Source organism: Pseudomonas sp. Ag1 (genome assembly GCF_000278565.1).
In the GTDB taxonomy this organism is placed as follows: Bacteria; Pseudomonadota; Gammaproteobacteria; order Pseudomonadales; family Pseudomonadaceae; genus Aquipseudomonas.
This window is the reverse complement of sequence record NZ_AKVH01000113.1, coordinates 192,461-206,716: the sequence shown is the minus strand read 5'-3', so window position 1 is coordinate 206,716 and position 14,256 is coordinate 192,461. Positions and strand designations below refer to the sequence as shown.

At 61.6% G+C, this 14,256-nt stretch carries 10 protein-coding genes; 5 read left to right on the top strand and 5 right to left on the bottom strand.

What is annotated here, in order from left to right; all coding sequences use genetic code 11:
* Positions 1–60: 60 nt before the first annotated feature.
* The 3 genes from A462_RS00900 to uvrD all read right to left on the bottom strand — a co-directional run bounded on the left by A462_RS00900 (position 61) and on the right by uvrD (position 3,855).
* A complete protein-coding gene (locus tag A462_RS00900; protein WP_003213456.1) occupies positions 61–468 on the bottom strand; it encodes an SMI1/KNR4 family protein in 408 nt (135 codons plus the stop codon).
* 136 nt (positions 469–604) lie between these two features.
* Positions 605–1,480: a Tim44 domain-containing protein gene (locus A462_RS00905; RefSeq protein WP_003213454.1), complete on the bottom strand. Its 876-nt coding sequence runs from the start codon at positions 1,478–1,480 to the stop codon at positions 605–607.
* 191 nt (positions 1,481–1,671) lie between these two features.
* The gene (gene uvrD / locus A462_RS00910) at positions 1,672–3,855 is read right to left on the bottom strand and encodes a DNA helicase II (RefSeq protein ID WP_003213452.1); all 2,184 of its coding nucleotides are present in this window, start codon (positions 3,853–3,855) and stop codon (positions 1,672–1,674) included.
* A gap of 279 nt (positions 3,856–4,134) precedes the next feature.
* On the opposite strand from uvrD, the gene A462_RS00915 reads away from it, so the two are divergent.
* The 3 genes from A462_RS00915 to A462_RS35025 all read left to right on the top strand — a co-directional run bounded on the left by A462_RS00915 (position 4,135) and on the right by A462_RS35025 (position 8,457).
* Positions 4,135–7,008 carry a GGDEF domain-containing phosphodiesterase gene (locus tag A462_RS00915; RefSeq protein ID WP_008439498.1) on the top strand — a complete coding sequence of 958 codons (2,874 nt, stop codon included), beginning with the start codon at positions 4,135–4,137 and terminating at the stop codon, positions 7,006–7,008.
* A gap of 162 nt (positions 7,009–7,170) precedes the next feature.
* On the top strand, positions 7,171–8,037 hold the full coding sequence (hexR, locus tag A462_RS00920) for a transcriptional regulator HexR (RefSeq protein WP_003213447.1): 867 nt from the start codon (positions 7,171–7,173) through the stop codon (positions 8,035–8,037).
* Between the two features lie 222 nt (positions 8,038–8,259).
* On the top strand, positions 8,260–8,457 hold the full coding sequence (locus A462_RS35025) for a PA3496 family putative envelope integrity protein (RefSeq protein WP_003213445.1): 198 nt from the start codon (positions 8,260–8,262) through the stop codon (positions 8,455–8,457).
* Here A462_RS35025 and A462_RS00925 read toward each other — a convergent pair.
* Positions 8,387–9,361, bottom strand: a complete 975-nt coding sequence (locus A462_RS00925) for a LysR family transcriptional regulator (RefSeq protein WP_003213443.1) — start codon at positions 9,359–9,361, stop codon at positions 8,387–8,389. The genes A462_RS35025 and A462_RS00925 overlap by 71 nt on opposite strands.
* A gap of 194 nt (positions 9,362–9,555) precedes the next feature.
* On the opposite strand from A462_RS00925, the gene A462_RS00930 reads away from it, so the two are divergent.
* Together A462_RS00930 and oadA are read left to right on the top strand one after the other, a co-directional pair.
* A complete protein-coding gene (locus A462_RS00930; protein WP_003213442.1) occupies positions 9,556–10,971 on the top strand; it encodes an acetyl-CoA carboxylase biotin carboxylase subunit in 1,416 nt (471 codons plus the stop codon).
* 11 nt (positions 10,972–10,982) lie between these two features.
* Positions 10,983–12,791, top strand: a complete 1,809-nt coding sequence (oadA, locus tag A462_RS00935; RefSeq protein WP_003213440.1) for a sodium-extruding oxaloacetate decarboxylase subunit alpha — start codon at positions 10,983–10,985, stop codon at positions 12,789–12,791.
* A gap of 69 nt (positions 12,792–12,860) precedes the next feature.
* Here oadA and A462_RS00940 read toward each other — a convergent pair whose 3' ends face one another.
* Positions 12,861–14,189 carry an autotransporter outer membrane beta-barrel domain-containing protein gene (locus tag A462_RS00940; RefSeq protein ID WP_003213438.1) on the bottom strand — a complete coding sequence of 443 codons (1,329 nt, stop codon included), beginning with the start codon at positions 14,187–14,189 and terminating at the stop codon, positions 12,861–12,863.
* Between the last annotated feature and the right edge of the window lie 67 nt (positions 14,190–14,256).

The window sequence follows — 14,256 nt, the reverse complement described above, 5'->3', positions numbered from 1 at the left end:
TCGCAGCCCAGCGCGAGCAAGCTCGCTCGCCACAACAAGCGCCCTCGGCACACAGGGGTCTCAGCTTTCCAGCCAGACGTCCCGCGCCCAGTGCCACACCGATTCCCAGGTTTCTTCGGTGACGAGTTCTTCTTCGCCGGACCACAGCACCACGGTGCCGTCTTCCTCGACGCAGTAGTAGTCGTCGCCGTCCTGGCAGATCGGGATCATGCTGCGGTCAACACCGGCATCCCAGGCGTTGGCGGCAACGTCCGGCAGGTAGGTGTGGGACTGTGGGTCGGTGACGGTCACCGGCTCCAGGCTGCCGTAGACCACATCGCTGACGGTCAGCAGAAATTCACGGAAGACGAACGGAATATCGATGAACAGTTGTTCCTCGATTTCCACCAGTTGATCTTCGTCAGGCAGCTCCAGAGGAACCGGTACCGGTTCGTTGGCTTCACGCAATTGTTCGATAACTTCTTCCACGGCCGGGATCCTCTTGCTAGATGGCGCGGTTTATAGGGGCGTTTTATACAGTAGCTCGCTATAAGTGCAACCGTGAAATAGAAAACCCCGGACAAGTCCGGGGTTTTTGTTACTGCGTACTCAAAGCGGGCAGGGATCAGCCGTTCTGGCGGATACCGGCGACCAGCCAAGGCTGGTTTTCGCCTTGTGGGCGCTCCATGTTCCAGCTTTCGCTGAACACTTCGCCCTGGTCGAAACGCGAGGTCTTCGACACACCGCTGAAGGTCAGGGTGGCGATGGTCTTGTCGGCGCGGTCATCCACACCTTCAAGCTGCACTTTCAGGTCGTCGATGTAGGTCGACTGGAAGCCGTCGCCCAGGTCGGCACGTTCGCGCTTGAGGAACTCCAGCAGTTGCGGGGTCACGAACTCGGCGATCTTGTCCATTTCGTTGGCGTCCCAGTGTTGCTGCAGGGACTGGAAGTGGCTGCGGGCCGCTTCGACGAAGCGCTCTTCGTTGAACCAGGCGGGTGCGTTGATCACCGGACGAGCGGCAGCAGGAGCAGCCGAACCGCCGAAGATCGAACCCATGGCAGCAGGCTTTTGCTCGAACACTTCACGCTGCATCGGCGCGCCGGCTGGAGCCATGTGCTCCTGTTGCTTGCGGCGACGGGCGGCGATAAAGCGGAAGATCAGGAAGGCGATGACCGCCATGATCAGGATGTCGAAGATCTGCATGCCCTGGAAGCCGCCGCCCATGAACATGGAGGCGAGCAGGCCGCCGGCCGCGATACCGGCCAGAGGGCCCAACCAGCGCGAAGCACCGCCAGCCTTGGCAGCAGCGCCTGCGGCACCGGCAGCGCCAGCGGTCGCAGCTGCGCCGCCCATGCCGCCGCCGGATGGGGCCATTTGGCTGGTCTGGTGGCTCGGCGCCGAGCCCATGGATTTGCCGCCACCGAAGCGCTTGGCGTTGGCGTCGAGGCTCATCGTCAGGCCGATGCACAACGCCATGGCGATGCTAAGAAAACGTTTCATAAAGGGAATTCCCATTTGTGGATTGCACGCGCGCCATGTTGCACAGGTGTGATGTCAGTGGCTAGCGGCATAGTGTTTCGGGCTTTTGCGTAGGGCCAATACCGAATCGTCTGTAGGACTTATTACAGATATTGGCCCCACCGCTGCCAAATACAAGGGTGGGGCAACATCCTTCATGTTCTACAGTTGTTTCAGATTGCTTCGAGCTTGGCGTAGCCCATCATCAGCCACTTGCTGCCTTCGGCGAAGTTCACCTGCACCCTGGCCTGGGCACCGGCGCCTTCGAAGTTGAGGATCACGCCTTCGCCGAAGATCGCGTGCTTGACCTGTTGGCCAAGGCTGAACGGCGTCTCGGGGATTTCCGAACCAGCGAACATGCTGCTGGAGTTCTGCTGCTGGCCGCCGCCGAACGGTCGGCTGACGCTGTTGGACAGGCGCACTTCCTGAATCAGCCCTTTCGGCACTTCACGTACGAAGCGCGACACCTTGTTGTAGGTCTCACTGCCGTACAGGCGCCGGGTTTCGGCGTAGGTCATCACCAGGTTCTGCATCGCCCGGGTGATGCCCACGTAGGCCAGGCGGCGTTCCTCCTCAAGGCGGCCGGGTTCTTCCAGGCTCATCTTGTGGGGGAACAGGCCTTCTTCCATGCCCACCAGGAACACGTAGGGGAATTCCAGGCCCTTGGCACTGTGCAAGGTCATCAGCTGAATGCTGTCTTCATGCTCATCAGCCTGGGTGTCGCCGGCTTCCAGGGAAGCGTGGCCGAGGAATGCCGCCAGTGGCGTCAGGTCTTCGTCTTCTTCGGTGTTTTCGAACGCGCGGGCGGCGCTGACCAGTTCCTCAAGGTTTTCTACCCGGGCCTGGCCTTTCTCGCCTTTTTCCGCTTCGTGGTAGGCGATCAGGCCGGACTGCTCGATCACGGTCTGGGTCATCAGGTGCAGGGGCATTTCCATGCACTTGGCGGCCAGGTTCTCGATCAGCTCGACAAACACGCTCAAGGCACCGGCCGCACGGCCGGTCAGGCCCTTGTTGGCGATCAGCAGGCGCATCGCTTCCCACATCGACACATCGCTGTGGCGTGCGTGGTCGCGAATCGCCTCGACGGTCTTCTCGCCGATGCCACGGGCCGGAATGTTGATCACCCGTTCCAGCGCCGCATCGTTGCCGCGACCTTCCAGCAAGCGCAGGTAGGCCATGGCGTTCTTGATTTCGGCACGTTCGAAGAAGCGCTGGCCACCATAGATGCGATACGGAATGCGCTCGCGCAGCAGGGCCTCTTCCAATACCCGTGATTGGGCGTTGGAGCGGTAGAGAATCGCGATATCGCTGCGGGCCAGGCCGGTTTTCAGGGCGCTTTCGATGGTTTCCACCACGTAGCGCGCTTCATCGTGTTCGTTGAAGGCGGCGTACAGGTTGATCGCTTCGCCTTCGCCGCCGTCGGTCCACAGCTCTTTGCCCAGGCGCCCGGTGTTGTTGGCGATCAAGGCGTTGGCGGCCTTGAGGATCCCGGCGGTGGAGCGGTAGTTCTGTTCCAGGCGGATAGTTTCGGCGTCCGGGAAGTCGTCGCTGTACTGGTAGATGTTCTCGATTTTCGCGCCGCGCCAGCCGTAGATCGACTGGTCGTCGTCGCCCACCACCATCAGGCTGTCGCCGCCCTTGGCCAGCAGGCGCAACCAGGCGTACTGCACGGCGTTGGTATCCTGGAACTCGTCCACCAGGATGTGGCGGAAGCGTTTCTGGTAGTGCGCCAGCAGGCCCGGGTTGTCGCGCCACAAGTCGAGGGCGCGCAGCAGCAGTTCGGAGAAGTCGATGACGCCGGCGCGCTGGCAGGCCACCTCATAGGCTTCATAAATGCTGCGCATGGTGGCCAGGAACAGGTCGCCGCTGGCCTGGATATGTTGCGGGCGCAGGCCTTCATCTTTCTGACCGTTGATGAACCACTGGGCCTGACGGACCGGCCAGCGTTGTTCATCCAGGCCCAGCTCGCGGATCACCCGCTTGACCAGGCGTTGCTGGTCGTCGCTGTCGAGAATCTGGAAGGTCTGGCTCAGGCCGGCTTCCTGCCAATGCGCCCGCAACAGGCGGTGCGCCAGGCCGTGGAAGGTGCCCACCCACATGCCGGCCGGGCTGATGCCCATCAACTGCTCGATGCGATGACGCATCTCGGCAGCGGCCTTGTTGGTGAAGGTCACCGACAGGATGGAATGCGGTGAGGCGTTCTCGACCTGGATCAACCAGGCGATACGGTGCACCAGCACTCGGGTTTTACCGGAGCCAGCACCGGCCAGGACCAACTGACGGCCAACGGGGGCCGCTACGGCCTGGCGTTGGGCATCGTTGAGGGAGTTCAGCAAAAGAGAGAGATCATCGCGCATCGGCGCATTCTAGGGTGCCCGGGGGAGTCGGGCAAATCCCAATGCCGGGTGGTCACGGGAAAACTTCTGCGTCGACACAGGATAAGGCAACAATCTATTCACGGTGATGACCGGTCGGTCATCGCCCACAGCCCGCGCCCTGTCTCACTCAAGCTGTCTGGCTCCAAGGTTTGCGCCTGATTGTCGCGCTGTTTTTATGACTTGGGGCAGTTTGGCTCGAGCGTTTGCTTGTGTATGCTCCGTCGACGTTTCGGGCTCACCATTATAAGAACACTGCCTATGACCCTTAGCATTGACCTGGCGGGACCCTCCGTGGCGCCGGCGCAGGTTATCCGCAAGCACTACGCCATGGAGATGGCGGTGGAGCGCACGCGCCTGCTTTACCAAGGCTCCCTGCTGCCTACTTTATTAATGCTGGTGAATGGACTGGTCTGCGCCTGGTTGCTCTGGAGCCCGCAGCGCTATCTGCTGGACAGCATTTGGCTGGTATGGCTGCTGGCGCTGGTGGCCTTGCGGGTAATTCAGGTGGCGGCGTTCGATTCCGCCATGCCCAGCCGCCAGGCGCAGCCGATCTGGCGACGCATGTTCATGCTGGGCTCAGCCGTCAGCGGCTTGACGCTGGCCAGTGCTGCCATCGCCCTGGTACCGGTGGACAGTTTTGCGCAACAGGCCTGGGTGTTCGGCCTGCTCGGCGCGGCGACCTTGTCCGCCAGTGTGGCCTATGCCGTCAGTCTGCCGGCTTTCCTGTCGTTTGCCGTGCCCTGCCTGGTGCCGGCCATCCTCTATTTATTCTGGAGCGGCGACCCGCAACAGCAAGGCTGGGGTTGCCTGGGCCTGATTCTGCTGGCATCCCTGAGCCTGGTGGCATGGCAGGTCAATCGCCTGATCCAGCGTGGGCTGCTCAGGCGCTTCCAGAACCAGGCGTTGATCGAGCATCTGCAGCAAGCGCAGCAACGCAGCGAGCAACTGAACCAGGAACTGGTGCGTGAGGTGGAGCAGCGGCGCCAGGTCGAACAAGAGTTGCGCGAAGCACAGATCGGCCTGCAGCAACGCGTCGATCAGCGCAGTCAGGAACTGGACGCGGCGAGCCTGGCCCTGAGCAAAAGCGAGGCGCGTCTGGCCATGGCGTTGCAGGCCAGCGAACTGGGGCTGTGGGACTGGAACCTGCAAACCGATGAGGTCCACCATACCCAGCTCAAGGAGTTGTTCGGCCTGGAGCCGGAATACGTCACGGCGATGCTCAGCCACCTCAAGCCACGCCTGCACCCGGACGACTTGCCGCTGCTCAAGCGCGCGCTGGTGGAGCACCTTAAAGGCCGCAGCGAGGACTACCTGGTGGAATACCGGGTGCGCCATGGCGATGGCCATTGGGTATGGATCCAGGACCGTGGCCGCGCCGTGGAGCGCTCGCCCAGTGGACGCGTCACGCGGATGCTCGGCACCCGCCGCGACATCAGCGCCGGCAAGGTCCTGGAAGAACAGCAGCGCCTGGCATCGACGGTGTTTGAGGCGGCCAGCGAAGGCATTGTGATCCTCGATCCGGACTACGTGCTGATAGCCGTCAACCAGGCATTCAGCCGCGTCACCGGCTTCGACATCGACGACATGATCGGGCGCAATGTCGTGGAACTGCCCAGCAGCCGCGACGCACGGCGCCACTTCCCGGTGATCCGCCAGGCGTTGCTCAGCCACGGCACCTGGCAGGGCGAGCTCGTGGAAACCCGCAAGAACGGCGAACTCTACCCGCAATGGCTACAACTGAATGTAGTCCGGGATATTCGGGGAAATGTAAGCCATATCGTGGGTTTCTTCGCTGATCTGTCCGCGCGGCGCGAATCCGAGGAGCGCATGCGCTACCTCACGCATTACGACGAATTGACCGGGCTGGCCAACCGCTCGCTGTTCCGCGAGCGGTTGCGCGAAGCCCATCAGCGGGTGCGCCAGGGTGGCCGCAGCCTGGCCTTGCTGCATATCAACCTGGACCGTTTCAAGCTGCTCAACGACAGCCTCGGGCATGAAGTGGCCGACCAGTTGTTGCAGAAAATGGCCCGCCGCTTGATCAACGCCTTGCCTGAGGCCGACACCATAGCGCGGCTCTCTGGCGATGAATTCGCCGTGCTGTTCGACGCCTACGGCAACCTGTCGAGCCTGGCGCGGGTGGCCACGCGGTTGCTGGCCAAGTTGCGGGTGCCGGTGACGGTGGAAGGGCACGAGCTGGTGGTCAGCGCCTCAATGGGCGTCAGCCTGTTGCCCGACAATGCGCGGGAAATATCCGCTTTGGTCAGCCAGTCGAACATGGCCATGCAGCACGCCAAGCACCTGGGCGGTAATAACTTCCAGTTCTACACCGACAGCCTGCAGGCCAGCACCCTGGAACGTTTGCAGCTGGAAAACCAGCTGCGCAAGGCGATTGATGAGCGCCAGCTTACGGTGTTCTACCAACCCAAACTGTGCCTGGCCAGTGGCAAGCTGAATGCGGCCGAAGCATTGATTCGCTGGGAACATCCGCAGTGGGGCATGGTGCCGCCCGGCGACTTTATCGGGCTGGCCGAAGAAACCGGCCTGATCGTGCCGCTGGGGGAGTTCGTGTTGCGCCAGGCGTGCTGGCAGGCTTGTGAATGGCAACGCCAGGGGCTGGCGCCGATTCGGGTGTCGGTCAACCTGTCGGTGCACCAACTGCGCCAGGGCAAGCTGATCAGCCTGGTGCGCCAGGTGCTGGAAGAAACCGGGCTTGATCCGCAATACCTGGAGCTGGAACTGACCGAAAGCCAGCTGCTCGACAGCGTCGAGCACATCATCTCGACCTTCCAGCAACTGCGCGACCTGGGGGTGAAGCTGGCGATTGATGATTTCGGCACCGGTTACTCATCCCTCAGTTACCTCAAGCGCATCCCCGTGGACTACGTGAAGATCGACCAGACGTTCATTCGCGGCCTGGGCCAGGGACGCGAAGATGCCTCGATCACCCGCGCCATCATTGCCATGGCCCACGGGCTGTCGCTCAAGGTGGTGGCCGAGGGTGTAGAAGATCAGCAGCAGCTGGACTTTTTGCGGGATGAGCAGTGCGACGAGGTGCAGGGCTATTTGATCAGTCGGCCGGTGGAAGCGGATGGCTTGGCGGATTTGTTACGAAAAAATGCCGATTTTCCATAGTTGAGCCCAAGCCGCACGCGGGGCTACATCGAGCCTGCCCGCTGAATCAGCGGGCAGCAGCGTGATTAAGTGATGCATCGAACGGGCAAATCGGTAATTCTTGTAGTATAACTACAAGCTTGCTACATCCCTGGCGTCTGCCAATAACAAGAGTCCAGCCCTTTGAACCTGTTGCAACATATCGCCCAGTCGCGCCACCTGTTACGCAAATCGGAACTCAAGGTTGCCGATCACGTGCTGCTTGACCCTGCGGCCGTGATGCACAGTTCCATGGCCGACCTGGCCCACAGCGTGGGCATCAGCGAGCCGACCATCGTGCGCTTCTGCCGCGCCATCGGTTGCTCCGGTTTCCAGGACTTGAAGCTCAAGCTGGCCCAGAGCCTGGCGGCCGGTGCGAGCTTTGGCCAGTTTGCGATCCACGAAGACGATTCCGTCGCCGACTACAGCCTGAAAATCTTCGACACCACCCTGCACACCCTGATGGAAGTGCGCGAAAAGCTCGACCCGGTGGAGCTGCAAAAAGCCGTGACCGCCATGTCCCAGGCCCAGCGCGTGGAGTTCTACGGTTTCGGCGCGTCCGGCGCGGTGGCGGCCGATGCCCAGCACAAGTTCTTCCGTTTGCTGCTGACGGCGGCGGCCTACAGCGACCCCCACATGCAGGCGATGTCGGCGGTGACGTTGAAGCCCAGCGACGTGGCAATCTGCATTTCCCAGTCCGGCCGCTCCAAGGATTTGCTGATCACCGCCAACCTGGTGCGTGAAAGCGGCGCGACCCTGATTACCCTGTGCCCGAGCCAGACGCCATTGGCAGAGCTGTCGACCGTCAACCTGGCGATCGATGTACACGAGGACACCGAGATCTACACGCCGCTGACCTCGCGTATCGCCCACCTGGTGGTGATCGACGTGCTGGCGATGGGCGTGGCCATGGCGCGCGGCCCGAGCCTGGTCAACCACCTCAAGAGCGTGAAGCGCAGCTTGCGCAGCCTTCGGTTGTCACCCAAGTCCGTAAAAGCCCTCGACGACTGATAGTTTGTACGCGGACCAATTGTGGGAGCGGGCTTGCTCGCGAATGCGGAGTGTCAGTCACTGAATATGCTGGCTGGCCCACCGCATTCGCGAGCAAGCCCGCTCCCACATTTTGATTGGGTCCTGCCCCGCAAGATTCATCGTCCTGTCATCCCCATGCCGCTAAACCGTCATTGCCCGAGCCCATCCTGAACTCCCCTTACTCGCATTGGGAGACTCGAAATGGCTCGGCAATACGAAGAAAGCAACAGCACCGTCAAGACCCGCCGCCAGCAGGAAGACCAGCGCCGCATGGCCTTCCGTCGCGCAATTGAAGACCGCTGCGATCAGCGTCAATTGCAACAGAGCATCAGTGACTATCCGGAACTCCACTGGCAGGCACCCGCGGCTGCCCAGCGAAGCGTTCAGCCAGCGCGCTGATCTGTAGTCGCTCGCTGCGGATAAAGCCCAGGAATGCATGGGCCACCGGTGACAGTCGCTTGGCCTTGGCCTGCACCAGGCACCAGCTGCGGTACAGCGGCAGTTCTTCCACCGGCAGCTCCCTGAGCCCGCCGGTGGCCAGTTCCAGGTTGACCGCGTGGCGCGTCAGCAGCGCCACGCCCAACCCGGCGGTCACGCACTCGCGCTGCGCCTCGGCCGAAGACACTTCCACCGTCTGGGTGAAGTGCACGCGCTTCTCCTTGAAATACTCCTCGCACGCCATCCGCGTGCCGGACCCCGGCTCGCGCAACAGCAGCGTGTAAGGCTCAAGGTCCTGCAGGCGCAACGGCCCTTGATGACTCAGCGGATGATCGTGGGGCGCCACCGCGACAATCGGGTTGTTCAGGAACGGCAGGAATTCCAGGCCCATGTCCTGGGGCACCATCGACATGATCACCAGGTCGTCGCGGTTGTCTGAAAGCCGGCGAATCACCTGGGCGCGGTTGACCACCGTCAGGTGCAGGTTGACCTCCGGATGCTGGCGCTTGAAGGCGGCAAACAGGTGCGGTACGAAGTACTTGGCGCTGGATTCCACCGCCAGTTTCAGCTGGCCCTGCAACGAGCCCTGCATGTCGGAGAGCTGCATATCGAGGTTTTCCAGGCGGCCGAAAATGTCCCGGCTGGCCCGTTGCAAGGCTTCAGCAGCTTCAGTCATATAGAGCTTTTTGCCGACGTAATCGAACAATGGCTGGCCCAGCAGCTCTTCCAGCTGCTTGATTTGTAGGCTAACGGCCGGTTGCGTGAGGGACATTTCCTCGGCTGCGCGGCTGTAGGAACGCAAATCACAGACTTCATTGAAAATCTGCAATTGACGCAATGTCATACGCATCAATGACTTACGCATAGTTCAAACACTCCCGCCGACCCTTGATGCGACGACTATAAGTCTTTGCTTATACACAACCCAATAATTATTGATTTTTGTTAATCCCTGCAGGGGCATAGTGTGTGTCACGCGACTGCCATGAAACATTTGGTCACGCGCCGACCCGCTTCCAGGGTCGAAGTAGGTAGCAATCGGCTCAAGGGAATTTCCAAGTGATAAAAAAGATCCTGATCGCCAACCGTGGTGAGATTGCCGTACGTATCGTGCGTGCCTGCGCCGAGATGGGCATTCGTTCGGTCGCGGTCTATTCCGATGCCGATCGCCATGCCCTGCATGTAAAGCGTGCAGATGAAGCCCACAGCATCGGTGCCGAGCCATTGGCCGGTTACCTGAACCCGCGCAAGCTGGTGAACCTGGCGGTGGAAACCGGTTGCGACGCGCTGCACCCCGGCTACGGCTTCCTCTCGGAAAACGCCGAGCTGGCAGACATTTGCGCCGAACGTGGGATCAAGTTCATCGGCCCGTCCGCAGAAGTGATTCGCCGCATGGGCGACAAGACCGAAGCCCGCCGCAGCATGATCAAGGCCGGCGTACCGGTGACCCCGGGCACCGAAGGCAACGTTGCCGACATCGCTGAAGCCCTCACCGAAGGCGACCGCATTGGTTACCCGGTGATGCTCAAGGCCACCTCCGGTGGTGGCGGTCGCGGTATCCGTCGCTGCAACAGCCGTGAAGAACTCGAACAAGCCTTCCCCCGGGTAATTTCCGAAGCCACCAAGGCCTTCGGTTCGGCGGAAGTGTTCCTGGAAAAATGCATCGTCAATCCCAAGCACATCGAGGCGCAGATCCTCGGTGACAGCTTCGGCAATGTGGTGCACCTGTTCGAGCGCGATTGCTCGATCCAGCGCCGTAACCAGAAGCTGATCGAGATCGCCCCTAGCCCCCAGCTGACCCCTGAACAGCGCGCCTACATCGGCGACCTGTCGGTGCGCGCGGCCAAGGCCGTGGGCTACGAGAACGCCGGCACCGTGGAGTTCCTGCTCGCCGAGGGCGAGGTGTACTTCATGGAGATGAACACCCGGGTGCAGGTGGAACACACCATTACCGAAGAAATCACCGGCATCGACATTGTGCGTGAGCAGATCCGCATTGCGTCGGGCCTGCCGCTGTCGGTCAAGCAGGAAGACATTCAGCACCGGGGTTTTGCGTTGCAGTTCCGCATCAACGCCGAAGACCCGAAGAACAACTTCCTGCCCAGCTTCGGCAAGATCACCCGTTACTACGCACCCGGCGGTCCCGGCGTGCGTACCGACACGGCGATCTACACCGGCTACACCATCCCACCGTTCTACGACTCGATGTGCCTGAAGCTGGTGGTGTGGGCGTTGACCTGGGAAGAAGCCATGGACCGCGGCCTACGCGCCCTGGATGACATGCGCCTGCAAGGCGTGAAGACCACCGCCGCCTATTACCAGGAAATCCTGCGCAACCCGGAATTCCGCAGCGGCCAGTTCAACACCAGTTTTGTGGAAAGCCACCCTGAGCTGACCAACTACTCGATCAAGCGCAAACCCGAAGAGCTGGCCCTGGCCATCGCCGCCGCCATCGCCGCCCACGCAGGCCTGTGAGGAATATAAGAATGAGCAAGAAGATCTTCGTAACCGACACCATCCTGCGCGACGCCCACCAATCGTTGCTGGCAACCCGCATGCGCACCGACGACATGCTGCCGATCTGCGACAAGCTCGACAAAGTCGGCTACTGGTCCCTGGAAGTCTGGGGCGGCGCGACCTTCGACGCCTGCGTACGCTTCCTGAAAGAAGACCCGTGGGAGCGCCTGCGCAAACTGCGCGCGGCGTTGCCCAACACGCGCCTGCAAATGCTGCTGCGTGGCCAGAACCTGTTGGGCTACCGCCACTACAGCGACGATGTGGTCAAAGCCTTCGTAGCCAAGGCCGCCGTCAACGGCATCGACGTGTTCCGCATCTTCGACGCGATGAACGACGTGCGTAACCTGCGAGTGGCCATCGAAGCGGTAAAAGCCGCCGGCAAACATGCCCAGGGCACCATCGCCTACACCACCAGCCCGGTGCACACCATCGAGGCGTTCGTGGCCCAGGCCAAGCAAATGGAAGCCATGGGTTGCGACTCGGTGGCGATCAAGGACATGGCCGGCCTGCTGACACCATACGCCACCGGCGAGCTGGTCAAGGCGCTGAAGGCCGAGCAGAGCCTGCCGATCTTCATCCACTCCCACGACACTGCGGGCCTGGCTTCGATGTGCCAGCTCAAGGCCATCGAAAACGGTGCCGACCATATCGACACCGCCATTTCCAGCTTCGCCTGGGGCACCAGCCACCCGGGTACCGAGTCGATGGTCGCGGCCCTCAAAGGCAGCGAATTCGACACCGGCCTCAGCCTGGAACTGCTGCAGGAAATCGGTTTGTACTTCTACGCTGTGCGCAAGAAGTACCACCAGTTCGAAAGCGAATTCACCGCCGTCGACACCCGCGTGCAAGTCAACCAGGTACCGGGCGGGATGATTTCCAACCTGGCCAACCAGCTGAAAGAGCAGGGCGCGCTGAACCGCATGAGCGAAGTGCTGGCCGAAATCCCGCGGGTTCGTGAAGACCTTGGCTTCCCGCCGCTGGTCACCCCGACTTCGCAGATCGTCGGTACCCAGGCGTTCTTCAACGTGCTGGCCGGCGAGCGCTACAAGACCATCACCAACGAAGTGAAGCTGTACCTGCAAGGCGGCTACGGCAAGGCGCCGGGCATCGTGAATGAAAAACTGCGGCGCCAGGCCATCGGCAGCGAAGAGGTGATCGACCATCGCCCGGCAGATCTGCTGAAGCCGGAAATGACCAAGTTGCGCGGCGAAATCGGCGCGTTGGCCAAGTCCGAAGAAGACGTACTGACCTACGCGATGTTCCCGGACATCGGGCGCAAATTCCTTGAAGAGCGCGACGCTGGCACCTTGAGCCCTGAAGTGCTGTTGCCGATTCCTGAAGCCGGCGGCGTGGCCCGTGCCGGTGGTGAAGGTGTGCCGACCGAGTTCGTGATCGACGTGCACGGCGAAAGCTATCGCGTGGACATCACCGGGGTGGGCGTCAAGGCCGAAGGCAAGCGCCACTTCTACCTGTCCATCGACGGCATGCCGGAAGAAGTGGTGTTCGAGCCGCTCAACGAGTTTGTCAGCAGTGGCGGCAGCAAGCGCAAGCACGCCACCGCGCCAGGCCATGTCAGCACGGCGATGCCGGGCAACATCGTCGACGTACTGGTCAAGGAAGGCGACGTGGTGAAGGCCGGCCAGGCTGTGTTGATCACTGAAGCGATGAAGATGGAGACCGAAGTACAGGCGTCGATCGCCGGCAAGGTCACCGCCGTACACGTGGCCAAGGGCGACCGGGTCAACCCGGGTGAAATCCTGATTGAAATCGAAGGCTGATCAACAGCCTTCGAAACTACCGCTTAAACCTCGGGGGGGCATGTGCCCCCTTTTTTTTGCCCGCAATAATCAGAACGCCAGGGTCCACTGGCCCAGCAAACCCTGGTTACGGCTGTGGGTGCCGACCTCGGCGGTATAGGCCAGGCCCACGGTGTGCCGGGTCGACAGCGCCAGGTCCACCCCGGTGTGCAGCGCCAGGCTGTCGCGGTCCAGGGAGGTCCCTTCGATGGTGAAGTCACTGTTGAAGCCCGGCCGTTTTACCCACGCGGAGGACTGGCGCACGGTGCTGCTCACGTCACCGTAGAGGTGCTTCCAGCCTGTGCTCAGGTGCGGCTTGAGGGCCATCTGGTTGTCCAGCGTAAAGGCACTGGCCAGGCGCAAGCCGAAGGTGCTGCTGAGGTTTTCCTGGGTCTGGGCGCCGACATTCAGCGCTGTAAAGCCGCCTTTTTCCTTGTAGCGGTCGCGGTGATAGCGCTGGTAGCCGATCCCCGCATAGGGTTCGACGCTGAAACTGCCCTTGTCCAGTTGATAGCCCAGCTCGGCGAAAGCGTTCTGGCTTTGGGCGTTGTATTTGCCTTTGGACTGCTCGCGGCGCTCAACGAAATCAAAGTCTACGGTGCGTTGGGTTTGGCCGGCATGGCTGCTGTAGATCGCCCCCAGGCGCAGTGCAAGGGGGCCGTCCTGACGCACGGCGTAACCGCCGAGGTGCCAGCTGTCCAGTTCGCCTTTGAAACGTTTGGCGTTCAGGTCGCTGGCGGACTTGGCGCCCATCACACCCACCCGCCAGGCATCGTCCACTGCCCAGTCGCCGCCCAGCATCAGGCCTTGGGTGTGTTGCTGCAGGCCCACGCTACCGTGCTGTCCTTCAAGCTTGCCAGCGTTGCCCAGGGCCTGGAACCATACGTGGCCATTGCCTTCGGCATCCGTAAGGTTGCGTTCGTCGCCTGTCCGGCGCATGACTGAAAGCAGGCTGCTGTTGAGCTGTTTCATGCTGTCTTGAGTGGCGGCGCCAAGGTTGGCGTTCTGGCTGCCTGCCAGTTGCTCCAGAACTGCACCCACACGGCCCGGTGCCAGCCTGCCAAGTTCCCGGGCGATATTGTCCAGTTCGTACTCTTGCCACTCATTGAGTTCGCCCGACTTGATGAGGGTGTCCACGGCAGAGTCCAGTACGCGGGCAACCTGCTGGCCGTTACGGGTGGTGGCGTGGTCGGTAAAGTTAAAGTCGGGAGTGGGCTTGGGTGGCTTGGGGCGCTGGTGGCCTTGCTGGCCGGCCTCTGGCGCCGGGATGAACCACTCGCTGTCTGGATCGATGTCCCCTCGCGCCTGGACGAATTGAGCGTTGGTGGCACCCAGCGCGAAGGTGATGGCGAGTGCGAGTTGTTTCTGAAGGAGTGGCATGCAGGTCCGACCTCTTGATGTATGAGGTCGGGAAATCTAGCGGGGTAAAGGGCGGATAAATGTCAGG